Here is a 22,517-nt window from a genome sequence, read left to right on the forward strand (position 1 = left end):
CGGCAAACGCTCTTGGTGGAGCAGACTAGAACGTTCAGCGGCACCAATCAATATTTATTCCATATTTATTTTTAGTGGAATATTTTTTCCAATAACCCGGCATAATGGTCCCCCTAGCCGGCGTGCATCGTTTCAGCACGCCACACCGGCCGTGATGTCGGGGTATTTTTTTGCGCCTACCCTGTAGACTGACGCCACCCATCAGCGCAACAGACGAACACGCCAGAAGGATTGCCCATGTCCCGCACCGATCCCGAGACCACCCTGGAAGACCCCATCGCCAGCCCTCCGATCAATGCCGAACGCCTGTTGCAGCTGATTACCGACGAATACGAAAGCCTGCCGCGCCAGCTCAAACGCATCGCCAGCTACATGAGCCAGCAAAGCGACCGCATCATGGTCGACCGTATCAGCGACATTGCCCGCGAATGCGAAGTGCACCCCTCGGCCATCGTGCGTTTTTCCCAGCGTTTCGGGTTCAGCGGGTTCAGTGAGATGCAGGCGCTGTTCCGCGAGGCTTACACCCACAAGACCACCCCGGTGCAGAATTACCAGCAGCGCATCCGCAGCATGATCGCCAACAAGTCGCAGAAGGCCAGCGGCGGCGACCTGGCGCGCGAGTGCGTGAATGCCACCCTGTCCGGCATCGAGCGTCTGGGGCTGGAGCTGGACGACGCAATGTTCGAAAAAGCCGTGGACCTGGTGGTCAATGCCGACAACATCTACGTGGTCGGCGTGCGCCGCTCCTTCGCGGTGGCCGACTACCTGGTCTACAACCTGCAGCACACCAACAAGCGCATCCACCTGATCTCCGGCCTGGGCGGCAGCTACCGCGAGCAGATGCGCAGTGTGCGCGCCAATGACCTGGTGATCGCCATCAGCTTCACGCCCTACGGCAAAGAAACCCAGCACTGCCTGCGTATCGCCCAGCACCACCAGGCCAAGACCCTGATCATCACCGACAGCAACCTCTCGCCCCTGGCCAAGCGGGCCAACGCGGTGCTGCTGGTAAACGAGGGTTCTTCGTTCGCATTCCGCTCACTGAGCGCCACGCTGTGCCTGTGCCAGGCGCTGTTCATTGCGGTGGCGTACCGCCTGGAATTGAAAGTGGACGAGATTCACGAGCAGGTCGGGTTCGAAGACTGAACTCGCGGCCCGCCCCTGCTCATAGGCACAACGCCGCCAATGCTCGGCCGTGATAACGAATCTGCGCCAACGTCAGCGCGGTGTAGCCAATGATCACCGCCGGCGGCAACTTCGCCTCATGACAGAACGCGCCCAGCGGTTGCAGCGTGAGTCCGACAGATGCCGCCCGGGCACAGAAGTCCGCTTCTTCAGCTCCTGTCGGCAGCCACAACACAAAGTGCAGCCCAGCCTGCTGGCCAGTGACGCTGCCGTGGCCGCCGAGGCATTCGAGCAGCGTATCGCGACGGGCCAGATAAGCCTGGCGTGAAGCCCGCAGATGACGCACAAACGCCCCACTGCCAAGTAGCTCCACCAAGCCCAACTGATCACTGGCGCCGACCGAATGCCCGGTGAGGTGCAGGGTGCGTAGCAGCGGCCGGCGCAGCGCCTTGGGCACTACCATGAAGCCCACCCGCAAGCCAGGGAACAGATTTTTGTTGAAGCTACCGCAGTAGATCACCCGGTCGCCGGAATCCAGGGCTTTGAGTGCGGCCAGCGGCGCGCTCTGGTAATTGTATTCGCTGTCGTAATCGTCCTCGACCACCCATGCCTGCGCACGTGCGGCCCAGTCCAGCAAGGCCAGACGGCGTGATACCGACAGGGTCATGCCCAGCGGCGCCTGGTGGGCCGGTGTCACGTAGACCAGGCGCGCAACGTCGGGGAGCTGGGTGGTGTCGAGGCCATCAGCGCTGACTGGCACCGCCTGTACGCCAGCGCTGGCCAGCTCAAACAAGCGTCGTGCCGGTGGGTAGCCAGGGTCTTCGACACACGCCGTGTCGCCAGGGTTGAGCAGTGTGCGCGCAATCAAATCGAGGGCATGTCGAATACCGGTGGTGACAATCACTTCATCAGCCTCGCAGTGCAGCCCGCGATGCCGGCGCAGGTAGTCGGCGATCTGGGTACGCAGCTCCGGCACGCCCGCTGGATGGGACGCCTCCAGCGCGCCTGGCCCCGCCGCCAACAACCCACGAGACAGGCAGCGGGCCCAGGCTTTCATGTCGAACAGGCCGGCATCCGGACGCCTTGCGACGAAAGGCACATGACTTTGCACGCCCGCGTACGGGCGGTCCGGCTGTACCGGGCGACGCGGCATGTGGTGTGGCCTCGGCGCCGCGATAAAGTGTTCGGGGATCACCGCACACACGCGCGTGCCGGACCCCGCGATGCGCTGCACATACCCTTCCTCCTGCAAACGTTCATACGCAGTTTCCAACGTGCCGCGGGACACCCGCCACCGCTCGGCCAGGCTGCGCGTGGACGGCAAACGACTGCCCGCCGGCAATTGCCGGTTAAGGATCGCTGCGCGCAATGCCTCGTACGCGCCCTGCTGTTTGCCCGCGTCCAGCGCGTCGGGGCGTGGCAGATCAAGGGCGGATGCAGCTTTACCTCGGCTCATAGTGGTCCATTCTTTTTTGGCATAAGTGGCCCACAGGATTAAACCACAAAGCCGATAGAGTTCCGGCTCCACTTACTCCCACGAGCTTGCCCATGACTCAACGCGATCTTTCCCTGGGTTCCTGGCTGGTGCTGCTGACCGTATTGATCGGCCTGCCGCGCATCACCCTGGACATGCACCTGCCAGCACTGCCAGCCATGGCTGATTACTTCCAGGCCAGCGACAGTCAGCTGCAATTGACCCTCACGCTGTACACCCTCGGTTCGGCCATTTCCCTGCTGGTCAGCGGCCCGCTGACTGACCGCTTCGGCCGTCGCCCGGTGTTACTGGCGGGACTGGCGCTGTATGGGCTGGCCACCTTGGCCTGCGCCTTGGCCGACAGTCTGGTCGTGCTGATAATCGCGCGGTTGTTTCAGGCGCTGGGCGGCTGCTGCACCACGGTGATTGGCCGCGTGATCGTGCGCGATCACTTCGACCGCAGCGAACAGGCACGCCTGCTGGGGCTAATCTCCATGGCGATGGCGGTGTCGCCGATGGCCGCGCCGGTAGTGGGCAGCCTGTTGCTGCCGTGGTTTGGGTGGCGTGGCTTGTTTCTGCTGTTGGGCGCGATCGGTGCGCTGTTGTATGGGGCGGTGTATCGCCGCCTGCCGGAAACCCGCCCGGCGCACGTAGCCGCTACGCCACCGGGCAATCTGCTGGGTCTGTATGGGCAGTTGCTGCGCGACCGCTATTTCCTGCGTTACGCGCTGGCCATCGGCTGCGTGTACAGCACGTATTTTCCCTTTATCAGTGAGTCATCTGCGCTGCTGCAACGGGGCTTTGGCTTATCCGCCACGGCCTATGCGCTGGTGTTCGCGGCAACGATCAGCGGCTATATGCTGGGGGCGAATCTGTTTCGTCGACTGGTGCTGCGCTTTGAAGCGGACCGATTGATCAGCGCAGCCATCGCATTGAACGTGGCAGGCAGCGTTCTGCTCGCCGTCACCACAAGCGCATGGGCGCAGCAATGGCTGGCGATTGTACTGCCGATGGTGGTGATCATGGTGTCGGTGGGATTGGTGATTCCGGCGTGCCAACTGTCGGTGTTGCAGCCCTATGGCGCGATTGCCGGCACCGCCTCGGGACTATTCTTCTTCATCCAGATGTTCCTCACCGCCATAAGCAGTGGGATCACCGGTTGGTTATCGGACGGCACCTCGCAGCCCTTGCTGATCATGACAGGCGTCGCCAGTATTTTGCTGGTGGCGACCTGGATGACGCTCCACCCAAAACAAAGTGGGAGGGCGCAAGCGCCCTCCCACGAGGTTCCGAGCCGAACTCGGGTTTAGTGCATGAAGATCGCGATCAGGATGATGACCGGGATAGGCACGCCGAGGAACCACAGCAGTAATGAGCGCATTGTTTTCTCCTTGAATTAACGGACGTAATGTTCGGTTTCGACATACACCACGGCATCGCGGCGGCGGCCGCCGAAGGTCGCGGCGAAGCTGGCGAAGAAGGCCCCGATCAGCAGCGCGACGAACATCCACAGTGCAGTCCAGGCAGCGACTTTGGCGGCGGTGTCAGCGGCTTGCTTGGCTTTGAGCTTGGCGTCTTCGACGGCTTTACGGGCGTCGCCGTAAACCTTGTCGATACGCGCTTCGGCGTCGGCCTGGCTGAGGTTGGTGCGCTGGCTGATCAACTGGGCCAGATAGGCACGGTCTTCGGCGGCGAGTTGGCCGTCATTGCTCAGGGTGCGGGCAAAAATGCGCGCTACAACGGCATGGGCGGCGTCATCACTGACGGCGGCTGGGCGGTCATCGCGGAACAGGCTGTCGACGTAATAACCGAAGTCATCACCCTTGACGCCCTGCGCTGCGCTGCCGGCGGCTTGCACCGCACCCGAGGCCACACTGGCGCTGGCTTGCACGCCGCCACCGACCACACTGCTGACCGAACTGACCACCAGGGTCGCGGTGATCAACGTGGCCACGGCCCACGCCAGGAAGCCATGGGCGGTGTCGCGAAAGTACACCTCATCGCCATGCATATTGGCCCACTTCACCCGCAGACGGCCGGCGATATAACCGCCCAACCCTGCCGCGACGATCTGGGTAAACGCCAGCCAGACAATTGTGGAAATGCCCAGCCCCTTGGCGCTGACGCCGCTATTGGCCCACGGCGAAACGGCCGAGAAGCCCAGGCCAAAGCCCAGCAACACCAGAATCAATGAGAGTGCAGCCGCCGCAGCGGCGCCGGCAAAAATCGCCCCCCAGGAAACCCCGGAGCGCGCGCTCGATTCTTGCAGCGTGGTTGAAGGTGTGATCATTGTTGTTTTGCTCCCGGCAGGAAAAATAGTGTTACAAGTCTCAAAAGGGACAGTGCAGGCCCCGTGCCAGTCGCATCAAAAATAAAAACCTAGCATTTTCAACAAGTTAGATAAGTTGAACTTCCTAAGACCATGCAACTTGCAAGAAATGCTCATTCAGGGCGGGCGTATTGCATTCCGTCATCGAAGGGAGCTCGGTTTGCCTACATGAAGTTTTATTTAGGAAGCATTCAGCCAATTCTTGGCAAAATGCCTCACTTCTAGTGTGAATCGCTCGCCAGGTATGCCTATGACCCGCATTTTGACCATCGAGGATGACGCCGTAACGGCCCGCGAGATTGTCGCCGAGCTGAGTAGCCATGGACTGGAGGTTGATTGGGTGGACAACGGCCGCGAAGGCCTGGTCCGCGCCGTGAGTGGTGATTACGACCTGATCACCCTGGACCGTATGCTGCCGGAACTGGATGGCCTGGCCATCGTCACCACCCTGCGCACCATTGGAGTATCGACGCCGATCCTGATGATCAGCGCCCTCTCCGACGTCGATGAACGCGTGCGCGGCCTGCGCGCCGGGGGCGATGACTACCTGACCAAGCCGTTCGCTTCCGATGAAATGGCCGCCCGCGTCGAAGTACTGCTGCGCCGCAAAAGCACGGTCAAGGAATTCGAGACCGCCTTGCGCGTGGCCGACCTGGAGTTGAACCTGATCAGCCGCGAAGCCAGTCGCGCCGATCAGCCGCTGACCCTACTGCCCACCGAATACAAACTGTTGGAATTCCTGATGCGCAACACTGGGCAGATCCTGTCGCGGATGATGATCTTCGAGGAAGTCTGGGGCTATCACTTCGACCCCGGCACCAACCTGATCGATGTGCACATCGGACGCCTGCGCAAGAAAATCGACCCACCGGGCCTCACGCCGCTGATCCGCACGGTACGAGGTTCCGGTTATGTCATTGCTGAACCCCTCTAAGGGCTGGCGCTCATCCAGCAGCCGCCTGCTGGCGCTGTACAGCTCGCTGTTCGTGGCCTGGAGCTGCATCCTGATGGGGGTGCTGTATTACGAAGTATCGGGTTACCTGAGCGACCTGTCGCGCCATTCCCTGCTGCAGCGCCAGCACCTGTTCCAGCGCTTCGACGGCGAGGAACTGGTGGAGGCGCTGACCACCAGCATGACCTTCGACATGAAAGGCGTGGATGCCTATGGCCTGTTCGACGAGCAGTTCCGCCCCCTGAATGGACCGATCCGCGCGATTCCGTCCGACCTGCCCCTGGACGGCAAGATCTACGCCCTGGCCAATTGCGTCGATTCCGACGACCCGAAATTGCCCAAGGACAGCTGCGATGCCGTGGCCACCCACACCGCAGACGGCCGCTGGCTGGTGCTGGTGCGCGCCAACGGTTCGCTGTTCGGCGTGACGCGGATCATCTGGCACGCACTGCTGTGGGCGCTGTCGCTGACCATCATCCCCGGTGCCGCCGGCTGGCACTTGCTGCGCCGCCGCCCGCTGCGACGCATTCGCGGCATCCAGGCCAGCGCCGAAGCCATCGTCGCCGGTGACCTCACCCACCGCCTGCCGCTGTCCAATCGACGTGACGAATTGGACATGCTCGCGGCCATCGTCAACGCAATGCTCGACCGTATCGAGAAGTTGATGAACGAGGTCAAGGGCGTGTGCGACAACATTGCCCACGACCTGCGTACGCCGCTGACGCGCCTGCGCGCGCAGCTGTATCGCATCCGGCAGGAGGCCGAGCAAGACTCGGGCTACGCGGTCAAGCTGGATGACGCGATTGCCGAAACCGACACCCTGATGGCGCGTTTTCGCGGGCTGTTGCGTATTTCAGAGCTGGAAGACCACCAGCGCCGCTCAGGCTTTCTGGTGCTGGACCCGCTGCCGCTGCTGCGGGAATTGCACGATTTCTATCTACCGCTGGCCGAAGAAGGCGAACTGCAACTGGTGCTGGACGCCCCAGCGTCCCTGCCGTGGATCACCGGCGACCGCGCGCTGCTGTTTGAAGCCGTGGCGAACTTGTTGAGCAATTCGATCAAGTTCACCCCCCCGGGCGGCGAAGTGATTTTGCGCGGGCTCAACGACGCGGGCAGCACCCGCATCGAAGTGCACGATTCGGGGCCGGGCATCCCGGCGGCGGAACGCGCGGCGGTGTTCCAGCGCTTTTATCGCGTGGAGGAAAGCGACCAGCCCGGTGGGTTCGGGCTGGGGTTGTCGATTGTCGCGGCGATCATCAACCTGCATGGCTTCAAGCTGGAAGTGGGCAGCAGCGCCCGTGGCGGCGCGCGGCTGATCCTGGAATGTCGCCAGCAACTGATGCCCGAATAAGTCAGTAAGCTCCGAGGTGGGGGCGAGCCGTCCTCCCCCACCCTGCCGGTCGAATCAGGCCTTGAAGTTGGCGCGCAGCGCTTCAACGCCACCCTTGTAGACACCGGCGAACAGCTCCTCCACCGCCTCGTCCGTGGTGCCCGCCGACGGGGTGAACACCCCTGACCAGGTCACCTTCGACGACGTGTCAGTCAAGGCTTCGATCTGCAAAGTCGCCAGGTACGCACTCACCGGAAACGGCGACTGCTCGATGGTGTAGCTGTAAGTGCGCGCCACATTGTCGAAGGTCTGCAAACGCTCGACGATGACGCCACCGTCGGCAGTTGTCAGATGGCGCAAGCGGCCACCTTCGCCAGGTTCGCTCTTGGCGATCAGCGGCAACCAATCCGGCAGGCTGTTGAAGCCGCCCACCAATTGCCAGACCTGATCGGCCGATACAGGGATTTCAATTACTGCGGATGCGGTTGGCACGGTCAATCTCCAGAAGTCATGGAAAACGTCGCCCAGACTGCCACGCCTGGCGCGTCATTGCATCCATTCTGAATGCTCGGATAAGGGTGTGGCTGACGCATCGCAATCGGGGGCAAGCCCCNNCTTGCCCCCGATTGCAGTGGGTCAGGGCCCACAGGTTTCAGCTCAATGGCGCTTGAGGAACGCCAGCATCAACTGGTTAACCTGCTCCGCCGCCTCCAACTGCACCATATGCCCCTGCCCCGGCAGGATTTCCACCTGGGCCTCCAAGCCTTGGGCATGGTTGGCCGGGATAATGGCGTCGTCGCTGCCCCAGATCACCAGGCTCGGCTGTCGACCGACAACATGGCGCACATCCACCTTCTGCCGCCCGCCGTCGAACAGCGCCCCATTGAGCTGGCGCAGCGCCTGATCCACGCCCTCCAACCGTTTGAACTTGAGCATGTCCTCCAGCATCTGCCGCGTCACCAGCGCCGGGTCGCTGAAGAGTTGCACCAGTTGCGGCTTGAGGGCGTTGCGATTGTTAGCGTCGGCAAACCCTTGCAGATAATCGCCATTGATATCGGCACCCAGGCCGGCGCTGGCGATCAGGGTCAGCGAGACCACGCGCGCGGGCGCCTGCTCGGCAACGGTCAGGGCCACCAGCCCGCCCATGGAATGGCCGGCCAGATGCACGCGGTCCAGCTGTAGATGGTCGAGCAAGCCCAGCACCGCCTCGCTTAATTCAGCCGCCTCGCCGCTGCGCAGGGTCTTGCCCGACTCACCATGCCCCGGCAGGTCCAGGGCGATCACCCGGCGCTCGGCGGCCAGGGCCGGCTGGTTGAACAGCCAGTTGTTCAGGTCGCCGCCAAAGCCATGCACCAGCACCAGCGGCGTGCCGCCTTCACCGAGGTCCAGGTAACGCAGCAAGCGCCCGCCCACCTCGACTTTTTGCGCGCTCGGCCCGGCCGTTTCGGCCTCGGCGGCATTGGACACGAACCCGGCCTGGAAGCCTTCGATCACCGCATCGATCTCGGCGTCGCTGGCCTCGCCTTCCACCACCACACCGAGCAAGGCACCCACCGGCAAGGTCTCATCGCTCAGCGCCAAGACCCGACGCAACACACCGCTGAACGGCGCTTCCACACTGCTGGAAATCTTGTCGGTCTCCACATCCAACACGGCCTCGCCCTTCTCCACTCGGTCGCCGGGTTGCTTGAGCCAGATATCGATACGCCCTTCGGTCATCGACAGCCCCCACTTGGGCATGGTCAAGGTATGGATCATGCGGCGTTCCTCTTGTCGGCGATTTTCAGCACGGCGGCTTCGATCTTGGCGGCGTCGGGGATGTACAGGTCTTCCAGCGCATCGGAAAACGGCACAGGCGTGTGCGGCGCGGTGACCATTTCGATGGGCGCGCGCAGCGCAGCGAAGGCCCGCTGCGCCACCAGGGCGCTGATGTCGGTGGCAATCGAGCAACGCGGGTTGGACTCGTCGATCACCACCAGGCGCCCGGTTTTCTCCACGCTTTCCAGAATGCTGTCTTCGTCCAGAGGGCTGGTGGTGCGCAGGTCCAGCACTTCGCAATCGATGCCTTGGCGCGCCAGGTTGGCGGCGGCTTCCAGGGCGATATGCACCATGCGCCCGTAGGTCACCAGGGTCACGTCGCGGCCTTCGCGTACAAAGTTGGCCTCGCCGAATGGCACGGTATATAGCTCTTCGGGTACTTCGCCTTGCAGGCTGTAGAGCATTTTGTGTTCGAGAAAGATCACCGGGTCGTTATCGCGGATCGCCTGGATCAGCATGCCCTTGGCGTCATAGGGGGTGGCCGGGCACACCACTTTCAGGCCGGGAATGTGGGTCCACATCGAGGTGAGCATCTGCGAATGCTGGGCGGCGGCGCGCAGGCCGGCGCCGTACATGGCGCGGATCACCAGGGGCGTGGTGGTCTTGCCGCCGAACATATAGCGGAACTTGGCCGCCTGGTTGAGCAATTGATCGAGGCAGCAGCCGATAAAGTCGACGAACATCAATTCGCACACCGGGCGCATGCCCCTGGTGGCGGCGCCTACGGCCATGCCCACGTAGCCGACCTCGGACAGTGGCGCATCCAGCACGCGCTCGGGAAACTCTGGGTACAGGCCCTTCGTGACGCCGAGCACGCCGCCCCAGGCGTCCTGCTCGCCGGGCGAACCGGTGCCGCCGGACACGTCCTGGCCGATGATAAACACGCTCTGGTCGCGGCGCATTTCCTGGGCCAGGGCTTCGTTGATTGCCTGCTGATAGCTGATTTTGCGAGCCATGAAATTCTCTCCGGGTCTTGTTGTTATTAGCGGTAGGCGACGTAGACATCGCTGAGCAGATCGGCCGCCTGGGGCTTGGGATCGGACTTGGCCAGGCGCACGGCGTCTTCGATCAACTGCGCGACCTCGCCATCGATGCGCTCGAACTGCGCAGCGTCCAGCCAGCCTTCGACCTGGCAACGCTGGCGGAACAGCGCCAGGCAATCCTGGGTCTCGCGCAGGTTTTTCACTTCATCCGGGCCGCGATAGGTCTGGGCATCGCCTTCGAAGTGGCCGTAGAAACGGCTCAACTTGACCTCCACCAGGGTCGGTCCCTCGCCCCGGCGCGCGCGCTCGACGGCAACGCCCAGTGCGGCATGAACGGCGAAGAAATCATTGCCATCGACGATCACCCCCGGCATGCCGAACCCCACGGCGCGCTCGGCGATGTCTTTGCACGCTACCGACCAGCCGGAACCGGTGGCTTCGGCGTAGCCGTTGTTTTCAGCAACGAACAGGCAGGGCAGTTTCATGATCGAGGCAAGGTTCATCGCTTCGAACACCGCGCCCTCGTTGGAGCCGCCATCACCAAAAAACGCCACGGCCACGCCCTGGCTGCCCTTGAGCTTGGAGGCCAGCGCGGCCCCCGCAGCCAACGGTGCGCCGGCGCCGACGATGCCATTGGCGCCGAGCATGCCTTTCTCCTGATCGGCGATGTGCATGGAGCCGCCCTTGCCGCCGCACACGCCGGTTTTTTTGCCGTAGATCTCGGCCATCATGCCGAACACATCCACGCCCTTGGCGATGCAATGGCCGTGGCCACGGTGGTTGGAAGCAATGCAGTCGTCATCGTTGAGATGGGCCATGACCCCAGCGGCACTGGCTTCCTGGCCGGCATACAAATGCACGAAGCCGGGGATCTCGCCGGTGGCGAATTCCACATGCAGGCGCTCTTCGAAATCACGGATGGTGCGCATCACGGTGTAGGCATGCAGCAATTGATCGGTGGACAGGTGGGTGGACATCTTGTTGTTCTCCAGGTTGTCTCGACACACGAAAGGCTGGCGTCGGCCAGCTACAGGCCACTCAGCACAGCCTGTGCCAGAACCGGCAAAAACCTGGCAAAGCCTTGATCCAGAGCAGTGCGGCGACCTTGAACGTGGGTAGCCTGCCCACCCAGAATGAGACGCTGCAGCGCAGCCCGCCGCCGCTGTCTCAGGGCAAATGAGACGCTGCGTCTCAGCGCCGGCAATCGGTCAGGTCGGCCTTGTCCGCCCGCGCGCGCAGGCGCTTAATGGCAGGCATAACAACAACGCGTGAGAACCGGAGGCCTTATGCTCGCCGCGAACTCCAGAGAGCACGTCGACTGCGTCAGTCGCGTGGTCCGCAATGCCGATCGCCTGCCCCAGGCACCGGTGCCGTCGCTGATTTTCGATTCCTGGCGCCGCTCCATGGAACAACACCACCTCGACCCCGGCTCGCTGCAAGGGCCACGCATCCTCAGCGAACCCTTGCTCAAGGAATGTCGCGAGCGCGCCGAGCTGTTTATGCGCATCGCCAGTGAAGAGGTCGGGCAACTGCACCACCGCGTGCGCCATGCCGACTACTGCGTGATGCTCACCGACGCCCAAGGCCAGACCCTCGACCATCGCGTCGACAGCCGCATTCGCAACGATTGCCGCAAAGCCGGCCTGTATCTGGGCACCTGCTGGTCGGAAGCCGAAGAAGGCACCTGCGGCGTAGCCACGGTATTGACCAGCAAGGCAGCGGTGACCGTGCACAAACGCGATCACTTCCGCGCGGCCTTTATCGACCTGACCTGCTCCGCCGCGCCGATCTTCGACCCCCAGGGCAACCTGCTGGGGGTGATGGATGCTTCGGCGCTCCAGTCGCCGGACGACCGCCGCAGTCAGCACCTGGTGCGCCAGATGGTGGCCCAGAGCGCCCAGGCCATCGAGAATGCATTCTTCATGCACAGCGCCCGTCAGCACTGGGTGCTGCAAGCCCACAGCACCCCCGGTTATGTGGACAGCCAGCCCGACCTGTTGCTGGCCTGGGACCAGGACGGGCGCCTGCTGGCCCTCAACAGCAAGGCACGCCAAGCGTTGCGGCGGCGCTTCGGCCAGGTGCCGGCGCATATCGGCGAGGTGTTCGACTTGGATGCCTTGCGGGCGGTGACCGACCAGCGCACCCAGCAGTTGAACTGGCTAGGCGAACCCGGCGCGCTGCATGTGCGGGTCAACACCCCCCAGCGCCCTCGCCCGCGCACGGCCCCCAGCACCCAGCTCGACCCTCGGGTGGAGGAGCATCTGCGCCTGGCCGTGCGGGTCAAGGACCGCAACCTGCCGGTGCTGGTGCAAGGCGAGACCGGCGCCGGCAAGGAAGTCTTCGCCCGCCAGCTGCATGAGCGCAGCGCGCGACGCCAAGGCCCGTTCGTGGCGGTGAACTGCGCGGCGATTCCGGAAAACCTGATTGAAAGCGAGCTGTTCGGCTATGTGGCCGGGGCGTTTACCGGCGCCTCCAGCAAGGGCATGCCAGGCCTTTTGGTGCAGGCCGATGGCGGCACGTTGTTTCTCGATGAGATCGGCGATATGCCGCTGGCATTGCAGACCCGCTTGCTGCGGGTGATGGCCGAGGGGGAAGTGGCGCCCCTGGGGGCGGCCAAAACCCGTACGGTGGATATCCAGATGATCTGCGCCAGTCACCGCGACCTGGCGGCACTGGTGAGCGAGGGGCGTTTTCGCGAAGACCTGTACTTTCGTCTCGGCTGTGCCCGTGTGAGCCTGCCGCCCTTGCGCGATCGCACCGACAAACTGGCCCTGATCCACCGTCTGCTGGCCCAGGAATCCCATGGCGGCGCGGTCTCGCTGGGCATCAGCCAGGCGGCGCTTGAGGTGCTGTTGAGCTATGGCTGGCCGGGCAATGTGCGCCAGCTGCGGCATGTATTGGCGTACGCCTGCGCGGTGTGCGACGGCGATACCCTGCAATTGGCGGACCTGCCGGTGGAAGTGCGCGGCGAACAGGTCGCGGCGCCGGCAGAACAAAGCGCCAGCCCGGAACGGCAAGTGGTACTGGATGCACTGATCCGGCATCGCTGGAAACCAACACCGACCGCCCAGGCGCTGGGCATTTCCCGAGCCACCCTGTACCGCCGAGTCAACCAACTGGGTATCGACATGCCCGGCAAGGCTTCCCTGACACAGTGAGGACGCTCATAGCGGCGTGTCAGTGACACACCTGTTGCCTGAGCGAAAGCTATCGGGGGCAAGCCCCCTCCCACAGGGGGGTATGGCGGGGGGGGGGGCAATTGGGGGGGGGGGTGGCCCCCCAGGGGGGGGGGGGGGGGGGGAAGTAGGGGGGGTGCAACAACCAAAACGGCGGCGGCCCCCCCCCCCCACCTGGGGGGGGGGGCTTCCCCCCGATGGCGGTGGGTCAGCGAAAAAAAATACTAATTGAACCACCATCAGCGCAGGCGTTGAGCGATCAGCGGTAGACCAGCCCACCGTCGATCAAGGGCGACTGCCCCGTCATGTAGTCCGCATCCGGCCCCGCCAGGAACGCCACCAGCCCCGCCACATCCTCCGGGGTTTCGGCGCGGCCCAGGGCGATGCCGTCCACGTATTGCTTGTAGGTCGCGCCCACCTCGGCCCCGGTGATCTCGGCCATACGCTTGTCGATCTCCACCCACATATCGGTGCCCACGACGCCCGGGCAGTAGGCATTGACGGTGATCCCCGCGCTGGCCAGTTCCTTGGCCGCCGCCTGGGTCAGCGCACGCACGGCGAACTTGGTGGCCGAGTACACGCCCAGCAGCGCAAACCCTTCGTGACCGGCGATGGAGCAGGCGTTGATGATCTTGCCCTTGCACCCCAGCGCCTTGAATTTCTTGCCGGCGGCCTGGATGCCCCACAACACGCCCTGCACGTTGATGCCCAAGGTGCGTTCGACCTGTTCCGGGGTCACCTCCAGCAGTGCATCGATCTGCGCCACCCCGGCGTTATTGACGATGATGTCGAAGCCGCCCAGGGTCTGGTGCGCATGCTCCACCGCCGCCACCACCTGTTCGCGCTTGGACACATCGGCGATAAACACCGACGCCTTGCGCCCGATGGCCGTGATTTCGGTGGCCACGGCGGCGAGTTTGGCGCCATTGATGTCCACCAGGGCGATATCGGCGCCCTCCTGAGCCAGGCGCAAGGCAATGGCCCGGCCGATGCCCTGCCCGGCGCCGGTGACCAGCGCAACTTTTCCAGCGATACCCATGACGATCTCCTGCACGAATGAGAGAAGCCTTGTCTATCGCAGCTACACCAAGCGGCTGTCGAGGCCATAAGGCTGCGGCGAGTGAGCTGAGACGGGACGTCTCACTTGTAAAACCGAGCCGTAATGCCTAGCTTATGCGCCCCCTGCCCCGTGCTCTAAGGCCCTGCCCATGGTTTTGCGTTTCCGCCCTGTCGCCTCTTCTCGTGTCGCCCTCGGTCTGCTGCTCAGCGGCGGCATCGGCCATAGCCTGGCGGCCGAGCTCGAACTGCCGGCGGTGCAGGTCCAGGGCCAGGACACGTCCGGCTATCGCGCCGAGACGGCCTCGGTCGGCGGCTTCAATGAAGCGCCGCTGCTGGACACTCCCGCGTCGGTCAGCGTGTTCAACGCCGCGCTGCTCAAGGACCAGCAGGCGCGCCTGCTCAGCGAGGTGCTGCGCAACGATGCGTCGGTGGGCGAGAGCTATGCGCCCATCGGCTACTACGAAAACTTCGTAGTGCGCGGTTTTTCGCTGAACGCGGCCAGCAGCTACAAGATCAACGGGCGCACCATCACCGGCGAGCAGAACGTCGCCCTGGAAAACAAGCAGCAAGTGGAAGTGCTCAAGGGCCTGTCGGGCGTGCAGAGCGGCATTGCCGAGCCCAGCGGCGTGATCAACTATGTGACCAAGCGCCCGGAAGACGTGCGCTCGGTGACCGTCTCCACCGATGATCGCGGCAGCGGTTACCTGGCCACCGACGTTGGCGGCTGGTTCGGCAGCGAGCAGCAATTCGGCCTGCGCGCCAACGTCGCCCACGAAGACCTGCATTCCTACGTGGAACACGCCAATGGCCAGCGCGATTTTGTGTCCCTGGCTTTTGACTGGAACATCAGCCCCGACGCCGTGCTGCAACTGGACGCCGAATACCAGAACAAACAACAGCGCTCGGTGCCGGGCTACCAACTGCTGGGCGGCAGCGAAGTGCCCCACGGCGCCTCACCGAAAAAACTGCTGGGGCACCAGAGCGGCGCCAAACCGGTGGACATCGACTCGCTGAACCTCAACGGCAAGTTCGAATACCGCTTCAGCGATCAATGGACCGGCCAGCTCAGCGCCGCGCGCAGCAAAGTGGTGATCGATGACTACAGCTCGTTCGCCTGGGGTTGTTATTACATTGGCAGCTGCAATGCCAACACCTTCAGCCCCGAAGGCGACTACGACATCTACGACTATCGCAGCCCCGACGACACCCGGCGCGACGACGAAATGCAGGCCGCCATGACCGGCCTGTTCGACACTGCAGGCCTGGGCCACGAATTGACCTTCGGCACCAGCGCGTTCCGCCGGGTCATCGACCAGCGCACAGCGGTCAACGAACGGATCGGCAGCGGCAATATCCACCAGGACGCCACGACCTTCGCGCCCACCGACGTGCCCCTCAACGACAGCCACCGCAGCCTCGACAGCCGCCAGTACGGCCTATTCGTCACCGACCGCATCCGTTTTAACGAGCAGTGGCAAACGGTGCTCGGTGGGCGTGAAGTGCGTCTCGATGAACAGGCATTCGACAGCAACGGCAGCCCGTCCCGCCACACGCAGCAGTATGTGTTCCTGCCCCAGGCGGCGTTGATCTATAAGCCGGTGGACAGCGTGTCGCTGTACACCAGCTACAGCAAAGGCTTGTCTCTGGGAGGCGCCGCGCCGTGGTTCGCGACCAATGCCAGTGAGACCCTGGCACCGACCACCTCGCGGCAGATCGAAGCCGGAGTCAAATACGATTGGCGCCGCATCAGCTTCGCGGCGGCGCTGTTCCAGACCCGCCAGGCCTACCAGTACGCCAGGCCCGACGGCGCCGGCAGCTTTACCTATGTGCAACAGGGCGAGCAGAAAAACACCGGGTTGGAAGTGTCGGCCAATGGCTGGGCCACCGAGCGTTTGCAGATCGCCACCAGCGTGGCGGCGATTCGTGCACGGGTGAGCGGCAGCGGTACAGCAGCCTATGAAGGGCACCAGGCGATCAACGTGCCCAAACTGCGCGCCAGCCTCTACGCCGACTATGCGCTGCCGTGGGTCAATGGCCTGGCGCTGCTGGGTGGCGTGCAATACAGCGCCAAGAAGTACGCCAACCGCAGCGGTAATGTGGAGGTGGGCGATTACGCGGTGGTCAACGTCGGCAGCCGCTACACCACCCACGTCGACGGTTACGAAACCGTGTTGCGCCTGAGCGTCGACAACCTGTTCGACAAGCGCTATTGGCGCGACGCGGGCGAATACCTGGGCGACGACTACCTGTTCCAGGGCGCACCGCTGACGGCGCGCCTGAGTGCCACGGTGAATTTCTAAGACGTTACTTGGGCATCTTGCGAAAGCCCACGGCGAGGCGGTTCCAGCTGTTGATGGTGGCGATGGCCAGGCTCAGATCGACCTGTTCCTGGGCGCTGAATTCGGCAGCCAATGCCGTGTAGTCAGCGTCCGGCGCGTGGGTCTGGCTGATCAGGGTCAGGCTTTCGGCCCAGGCCAGCGCGGCACGTTCGCGTGGGGTGAAAAACGGCGTCTCGCGCCACGCCGACAGCGTGTACAGCCGCCGTTCGGTCTCACCGCCCTTGCGGGCGTCGGCGGTGTGCATATCGAGGCAGAATGCACAGCCGTTGATCTGCGACACGCGCAGGCGGATCAGTTCGAGCAGCGGCAGTTCGATGGACAATTTACCCACGGCGGCTTCGAGGGCGAGCATGGCTTTCATGGCGTCCGGGGAAGCGTTGTAGAAATCGATACGGCTTTGCATGGGGAACTCCAGAACGGTGGGAAGTGGTGGCTAGGTTAGCCACCGGCCCGTGCGGGAGAAATAGCCAATTACGGCGAAGAATGGGTGACCAATGTTGCCCTGTTATCCCCTTACTGCTCCCGCGTCTTGACCTTCAAATGCCGCGCATACCAGGGCCGTTGCGGCACGCGTTTGAACAAGCCCTGCAATGCCTGCTCATCGGCGCCAAAGGTGATCCGCAGCGCGAGTTTCATGGTCTCCGGGTCCATTTCCATCGACTTGCCCATCTGCAGCCCTGGGGTGGTGCTGCACCCATGGGTGTCCGGACCGAGCCACGGGTCGCCCACTTCGACCCAGCGCCCCTGGGCGAACCAAGGCACGCCGTTGACCTCCAGGCGGCTGACCTCGCCGGGGTGGAAGCGCTCGTGGGCGCGAAACCAGTCTTCGACGCGGTCGTCGATCCAGCCGTGGAAGTGCCAGAACACCGGGTTGACGTGGGAGGAAAACGGGTCGCCGAGGAAGTCGTTCTCGGCCGTATACCAGCGTGGCGCGAAGTCCGCCGGGTCGCGGGCAAATGGCACCGGGGCGCCGTTGGAAGGGTCGCGCGGCACCGAGGCCCAGCGCATGTGCAGCCAGTCGTGCAGGCCCAATTCCATTTCAGAACCCAGTTGCCCCAGGGTCAGTTTGGCCAGGTAGCGCGGGTCGCGGTACTGGGATTCCCACACTTGGAAGTTGCTGTGGTAGGTCTCGGCGGCCTTGATATCGCTGACCCATTGGGTGTAATCGCTGTCGTCCGGGGCCGACCAAGTGGGCGGCAGCGCGAAGCCGTCATGGTTATCGAAATAGCGCAGAAAGCCCAGGCGATCGCGTTCCAGGGGCGGTTGCGGCGCGGGGAATTGCGGCCAGGAAGGCAAGTCCTGCATAGCGCGGGCCTTGCCGAGCATATGTCGGTGCATAAAAAAAAAGTCGATACCCGAGCCGTTGCGGTCCTTGCGGTCACCGCGCGCGTCGCGCTCCTGGCCGCGCGGACCAGGCTGCCAACCGATACCGCGCAAGGCATCGCGCTTGTCGTCGGGGAGCTTGTGCCATTGATCGCGGGTGGCGTGCCACAGCTGATGGAACAGGCGATGTTCGGGGGCGATCAACCAGGCCAGCAGGGTCGGGTCCAGGCCAATGCGTTGGCGGGCTTCGGGGAAACTGTGCTTGTGGGCAATAAAACGGTTATCGCGCTCGGTCATGGCCAGGGGGCGATCGAGGTCGAGGATCTGCCCGCTGAGGGTGCTGCTGCCGGCGTTGGCGAAATCGGCCCAGACTTCGTCGAGGGTCATTTTGAATTCGTAGGCCGGCACGCCGTTGGTGGCGTTGCGGTCGATCAGGCGCCAGTAGAGCAAAGCGCCCTCGCCCGTTACCAGATCGCCGAGCACGCGGTAGCGCGGCTCGCCCTCGGCACGCAGATTGGCGGCGGTGTCCAGGTAGCCGCGCAGGCCGCGGCCACGGGGGGCGATGTCCAGCAGCAATTGCAGGCCCTCCAACGGCAGGCCCTTGAGGCCGGCATCGCGACCTTCCAGACGCAGGCTCCACACCCCACGCAAGGTGTTGGCCAGGTGCTGCCCGGCGCTGTCGGCCAGGTCCACCGTGGCTTCGCCGGGAGTGGTGGGCAACGCTTCTTCGCGCGTCAACTCGCGATGGGCATAGAAAGCCGCCGGCACCGCGGCACCTGTGAGCGCCAGGCCGGCGATGAAGCCACGTCGAGAGAGGGTCATTGTCTACCTTAGGAAACGCCTTTATCAGAGCTAGAACGTACGCAGCCCGGGGAAATTTACCGCGCGCCGCCAGCGCCTAAATTTCGCCGCCCATGGCTCGTTCTTCCCTGATAGCGATGGCCTCAACTGACTGAGATGGCAATGACAAAACCACGTTCGAACAAGGCGCTGTTTATCGGCTTGCCGCTGGCGCTGGCCATCGGTGCCGGGGCTGGCTGGCTGGTCTGGGATCACTGGTTCAAAGGCAATGCCGGTTACCCGCTGGCGGTGATCAAGCAGGCCAATGAGCTGCAGAATCGCGTGCTGTCGTTCGACAGCCATATCACCGTGCCCATCGATTTCGGCACCGCCGGCAACGAGGCGGACAAGGACGGTGAAGGCCAGTTCGACCTGGTCAAGGCCGCGCGCGGACGCTTGTCCGGCGCGGCGCTGACGATCTTCGGCTGGCCGGAAATCTGGAACGGCCCCAATGCTCCGCACAAGCCGACCGAAGGCTTCATCGAAGCGGCGCGCCACGAGCAGGAGGTGCGCTACAAGATCATCAGCGCCATGGTGCGCGACTTCCCCAACCAGGTCGCCATCGCCTACACCCCGGATGACTTTCGGCGCCTGCACGGGGAAGGCAAGTTTGCGATTTTCATCAGCATGCTCAACGCCTACCCCTTGGGCAACGACCTGAACCAGCTTGACCTGTGGGCCGCGCGCGGCATGCGCATGTTCGGTTTCAGCTACGTGGGCAATAACGCCTGGTCCGACTCGTCGCGCCCACTGCCGTTTTTCAATGATTCGGTGGATGCGCTGGATGGGCTTTCGGACATCGGCAAGCAAGCCGTGCAGCGCCTCAATGACCTGGGGGTGATCATCGATGTTTCGCAGATGTCGACCAAGGCCTTGGAGCAAGTGGCGCAACTGAGCCGTACGCCGATGGTGGCGTCGCACTCGGCGCCGCGGGCGGCGGTGGATATTCCGCGCAACCTCAGCGACAAAGAGCTGCAACTGATCAAGCAGAGTGGCGGCGTGGTGCAGATTGTCGGCTTCTCGGCCTACCTGCGCCCACTCAGCCAACCGACCCAGGACAAGCTCAACCAACTGCGCGCGCGCTTCGACCTGCCGCCGCTGCCCAACCTGGCCATGGCGCTGATGCCGGGCGACGCGATCATCGCCGCCTGGCCGGAGCAGAAGTTCGGCGAGTACGCCAGCGCGCTGTACGCCATCCTCGACGAAGAACCCAAGGCCAGCCTCAAGGACCTGGGGGATGCCATCGATTACACCGTGCGCAAGATCGGCATCGACCATGTGGGCCTGTCGTCGGACTTCAACGACGGCGGCGGTATCGACGGCTGGAACAACGTTGGCGAGATTCGCAACGTCACCGCCGAACTGATCCAGCGCGGCTACTCCGAGGCGGATATCGCCAAGCTGTGGGGCGGCAATTTCCTGCGCGTGTGGGAGCAGGTTCAACACGCCGCCAAACCTGTGGCGCAACGCTAATCAACCATGAAGTAAGTCCATGACCGACCGTCGTACATTTCTCAAGCACGCTGGGGTGTTGGCCGCCAGCCTGCCTCTGGGCGCCGCCCTTCTACCCCAGGTCGCAGCCGCCGAACCAACGAACAACCCATGGGCGGGTTTCAAGCAATTATTCAACCAAGACCCGGACTACCTGCACTTTTCCAACTTCCTGGTGGCGTCGCACCCCAGGCCCGTGCGCGAGGCCATTGAACGCTACCGCGTGCAGATCGATCGCAACCCCGGCCTGGCCATGGACTGGGACCTGCAGGAAACCTGGAAGCGCGAAGGCCAGGTGCGCGAATGGGCCGGGCGTTACCTCAAGGCCACGCCGCCGCAGATCGCCCTCACCGGCAGCACCTCCGAAGGCTTGGCCATGATTTACGGCGGCCTCCATGTGCGCGCCGACCAGGAGATTCTCACCACCGTTCACGAGCATTACGCGACCCAGAACGTGCTGGATTTTCGGGCGCGACAACAAGGCACCCAGGTGCGGCGGATCAGCCTGTTCGAAAGCCCCAGCCGAGTATCGGTCGATGAAGTGCTGGGCAATATCCAGCGCGCCATCCGCCCCAACACCCGGGTGCTGGGCATGACCTGGGTGCAGTCCGGCAGCGGTGTGAAGCTGCCCATTGGCGAAATCGGCACGCTGGTGGCCGACCACAACCGCCAGCGCGACGAACGTGATCGCATTCTGTATGTGGTGGATGGCGTGCACGGTATGGGCGTAGAGAACCTCGATTTCCCGGACATGCACTGCGACTTTTTCATCGCCGGCACCCATAAGTGGATGTTCGGCCCGCGCGGCACCGGTCTGGTCTGCGCCCGCGACCCCGAAAACAAATACGTCACGCCCATGGTGCCGACGTTTTCCGAGGACAAGGATTTCGCCACCATCATGACCCCGGGTGGCTTCCATGCGTTCGAACATCGCTGGGCGGCGGACGAGGCATTCAAGCTGCACTTGCAACTGGGCAAGGCGCCGGTGCAGGCGCGCATCCACGCGCTCAACCGTGAATTCAAGGAACAGTTGCAGGCCCATCCGCGCATCGAACTGGTTACACCGCAGAGTAGCGAGCTGTCGGCCGGCTTCACGTTTTTCCGGGTCAAGGGCCAGGACTGCGAGGCCGTGGCGGCGCACATGGTGCGCCAGCGCGTGGTGATCGATGCGGTGGACCGCGACGTCGGCCCAGTGATCCGCACCGCGCCTGGCCTGCTCAATTCCAGCGAAGAGATCCAACGCTTCATGACCCTGCTCAGCGCACGGGCGTGATGCCTATTTTCACCTTTTGAACCCGAGGCCCCCTATGCGCGCATCCCGATTCAAACCTTTGACCGCCCTGGCCCTGACCGCCGTGTGCGGCGCCTGCCTGCCGAGCCTGGCCCACGCCGCCGCGCCAGCCGCCGGCAAAGTGTTCAAGGACTGCAAGGACTGCCCGGAAATGGTGGTGCTGCCCGCCGGCACCTTCACCATGGGCACGCCGGAAGATGAAGTCGGCCGCGAGCCAGACGAAGGGCCGATGCACGACGTGACGTTTGCCAAGCCGTTCGCCATGAGCCGCTTCCAGATCACTGCCGGCGAATGGGACAGCTACGTGCGCCAGACCGGCGTAAAGATCGCCGACGGCGACACTCGCCCCGGCCGCGAATGTATCGCCAGCAAGCCGCGCTATCCCCAAGGCCCACGCCAGCCGGCGGTGTGCATGGACATGGACGATATAAAAAACTACGTGGCCTGGCTGTCGAAGAAGACCGGCCAGCAGTACCACATGGTCAGCGAGGCCCAGCGCGAGTACGCCGCCCGCGCCGGCTCCACCGGGCCATTCCCCTTCCCGTTCGATGCGGGCAAGGACTACAGCATCGCCGAACACGCCAATACCTACGGCCCGGCGGACGGCTACAGCTATTCCTCGCCAGTGGGCAGCTACCCACCGAATGCGTTTGGCCTGTACGACATGCACGGCAATGTCTACGAACGCGTGGCCGATTGCGAACACCCCAACTACATCGGCGCACCTACCGACGGCAGCGCCTGGGTTGAACCGAACTGCGAGTCTTACCAGATCCGTGGCAATGACTGGGGCGAAGCACCGGTGTTCTCACGCTCGGGCAACCGCAACAATATCTACCCGCAGACACGCGGGGATTGGATTGGGTTCAGGGTCGTGCGCGACCTCTGATTGGGTTGTGGTGAAAGGACTTGCGGTGGGGGGGGGGGGGGGGGGGGCCGGCGCGCGGGGCGGGGCGGCCCCCCCCCCCCCCCCGCCGCGGCGGGGGG

General features: G+C 63.7%; 18 protein-coding genes. 9 read left to right on the top strand and 9 right to left on the bottom strand.

The window, feature by feature from the left end:
* Positions 1–237 precede the first annotated feature (237 nt).
* Positions 238–1,146: a MurR/RpiR family transcriptional regulator gene (locus YA0848_RS32755; protein WP_169903186.1), complete on the top strand. Its 909-nt coding sequence runs from the start codon at positions 238–240 to the stop codon at positions 1,144–1,146.
* Positions 1,147–1,165: 19 nt separating this feature from the next.
* Here YA0848_RS32755 and pdxR read toward each other — a convergent pair whose 3' ends face one another.
* Positions 1,166–2,581, bottom strand: a complete 1,416-nt coding sequence (gene pdxR, locus YA0848_RS32760) for a MocR-like pyridoxine biosynthesis transcription factor PdxR (protein WP_198712576.1) — start codon at positions 2,579–2,581, stop codon at positions 1,166–1,168.
* Positions 2,582–2,673: 92 nt separating this feature from the next.
* Between pdxR and YA0848_RS32765 the strand changes: the two genes are divergently transcribed.
* A complete protein-coding gene (locus tag YA0848_RS32765) occupies positions 2,674–3,909 on the top strand; it encodes a multidrug effflux MFS transporter (RefSeq protein WP_034096992.1) in 1,236 nt (411 codons plus the stop codon).
* An 86-nt stretch (positions 3,910–3,995) separates the two neighbouring features.
* Here the strand turns inward: YA0848_RS32765 and YA0848_RS32770 are convergent, their stop codons facing one another.
* A complete protein-coding gene (locus tag YA0848_RS32770) occupies positions 3,996–4,889 on the bottom strand; it encodes a hypothetical protein (protein WP_034096991.1) in 894 nt (297 codons plus the stop codon).
* A 289-nt stretch (positions 4,890–5,178) separates the two neighbouring features.
* Here YA0848_RS32770 and YA0848_RS32775 point away from each other — a divergent pair, with 289 nt between their 5' ends.
* Positions 5,179–5,862, top strand: a complete 684-nt coding sequence (locus YA0848_RS32775; protein ID WP_034096990.1) for a response regulator transcription factor — start codon at positions 5,179–5,181, stop codon at positions 5,860–5,862.
* A complete protein-coding gene (locus YA0848_RS32780; RefSeq protein ID WP_034096989.1) occupies positions 5,840–7,231 on the top strand; it encodes a sensor histidine kinase in 1,392 nt (463 codons plus the stop codon). The genes YA0848_RS32775 and YA0848_RS32780 overlap by 23 nt, the downstream gene beginning before the upstream one ends.
* Before the next feature lie 54 nt (positions 7,232–7,285).
* Here YA0848_RS32780 and YA0848_RS32785 read toward each other — a convergent pair whose 3' ends face one another.
* The 4 genes from YA0848_RS32785 to YA0848_RS32800 form a co-directional block, all read right to left on the bottom strand.
* Positions 7,286–7,702 (bottom strand): SRPBCC family protein, encoded by a 417-nt coding sequence (locus YA0848_RS32785; RefSeq protein WP_034096988.1) that lies wholly within the window; start codon positions 7,700–7,702, stop codon positions 7,286–7,288.
* A gap of 165 nt (positions 7,703–7,867) precedes the next feature.
* Positions 7,868–8,968, bottom strand: a complete 1,101-nt coding sequence (locus YA0848_RS32790) for an acetoin dehydrogenase dihydrolipoyllysine-residue acetyltransferase subunit (RefSeq protein ID WP_047881896.1) — start codon at positions 8,966–8,968, stop codon at positions 7,868–7,870.
* Positions 8,965–9,984 carry an alpha-ketoacid dehydrogenase subunit beta gene (locus YA0848_RS32795; protein ID WP_034096986.1) on the bottom strand — a complete coding sequence of 340 codons (1,020 nt, stop codon included), beginning with the start codon at positions 9,982–9,984 and terminating at the stop codon, positions 8,965–8,967. Before YA0848_RS32795 ends, YA0848_RS32790 begins: the two co-directional genes overlap by 4 nt.
* Positions 9,985–10,010: 26 nt before the next feature.
* Positions 10,011–10,988, bottom strand: coding sequence for a thiamine pyrophosphate-dependent dehydrogenase E1 component subunit alpha (locus YA0848_RS32800; RefSeq protein WP_034096985.1), 978 nt, complete (start codon positions 10,986–10,988; stop codon positions 10,011–10,013).
* A 309-nt stretch (positions 10,989–11,297) separates the two neighbouring features.
* Between YA0848_RS32800 and YA0848_RS32805 the strand changes: the two genes are divergently transcribed.
* Complete coding sequence (locus YA0848_RS32805; RefSeq protein WP_034096984.1) at positions 11,298–13,169, top strand: sigma-54-dependent Fis family transcriptional regulator; 1,872 nt, start codon at positions 11,298–11,300, stop codon at positions 13,167–13,169.
* Between the two features lie 277 nt (positions 13,170–13,446).
* Here YA0848_RS32805 and YA0848_RS32810 read toward each other — a convergent pair whose 3' ends face one another.
* Positions 13,447–14,226, bottom strand: coding sequence for an acetoin reductase (locus tag YA0848_RS32810; protein WP_034113110.1), 780 nt, complete (start codon positions 14,224–14,226; stop codon positions 13,447–13,449).
* A 169-nt stretch (positions 14,227–14,395) separates the two neighbouring features.
* Between YA0848_RS32810 and YA0848_RS32815 the strand changes: the two genes are divergently transcribed.
* Positions 14,396–16,546, top strand: a complete 2,151-nt coding sequence (locus YA0848_RS32815) for a TonB-dependent siderophore receptor (RefSeq protein ID WP_169903182.1) — start codon at positions 14,396–14,398, stop codon at positions 16,544–16,546.
* Between the two features lie 4 nt (positions 16,547–16,550).
* Here YA0848_RS32815 and YA0848_RS32820 read toward each other — a convergent pair whose 3' ends face one another.
* Together YA0848_RS32820 and pvdP are read right to left on the bottom strand one after the other, a co-directional pair.
* Complete coding sequence (locus YA0848_RS32820) at positions 16,551–16,988, bottom strand: carboxymuconolactone decarboxylase family protein (RefSeq protein WP_034096981.1); 438 nt, start codon at positions 16,986–16,988, stop codon at positions 16,551–16,553.
* A gap of 110 nt (positions 16,989–17,098) precedes the next feature.
* Entirely contained in the window at positions 17,099–18,730 is a 1,632-nt protein-coding gene (gene pvdP / locus YA0848_RS32825) for a pyoverdine maturation tyrosinase PvdP (protein WP_047881892.1), read from the bottom strand.
* Between the two features lie 141 nt (positions 18,731–18,871).
* On the opposite strand from pvdP, the gene pvdM reads away from it, so the two are divergent.
* The 3 genes from pvdM to pvdO are packed head-to-tail and all read left to right on the top strand — an operon-like array spanning position 18,872 to position 22,419.
* Entirely contained in the window at positions 18,872–20,221 is a 1,350-nt protein-coding gene (pvdM, locus tag YA0848_RS32830; protein ID WP_047881891.1) for a pyoverdine-tailoring dipeptidase-like protein PvdM, read from the top strand.
* A gap of 19 nt (positions 20,222–20,240) precedes the next feature.
* Positions 20,241–21,512, top strand: coding sequence for a pyoverdine-tailoring periplasmic protein PvdN (gene pvdN / locus YA0848_RS32835; RefSeq protein WP_169903181.1), 1,272 nt, complete (start codon positions 20,241–20,243; stop codon positions 21,510–21,512).
* A gap of 34 nt (positions 21,513–21,546) precedes the next feature.
* A complete protein-coding gene (pvdO, locus tag YA0848_RS32840; protein WP_169868061.1) occupies positions 21,547–22,419 on the top strand; it encodes a dihydropyoverdine dehydrogenase in 873 nt (290 codons plus the stop codon).
* Positions 22,420–22,517 lie beyond the last annotated feature (98 nt).

This window comes from Pseudomonas sp. S4_EA_1b (assembly GCF_016307435.1).
Lineage (GTDB): Bacteria > Pseudomonadota > Gammaproteobacteria > Pseudomonadales > Pseudomonadaceae > Aquipseudomonas > Aquipseudomonas rhodesiae.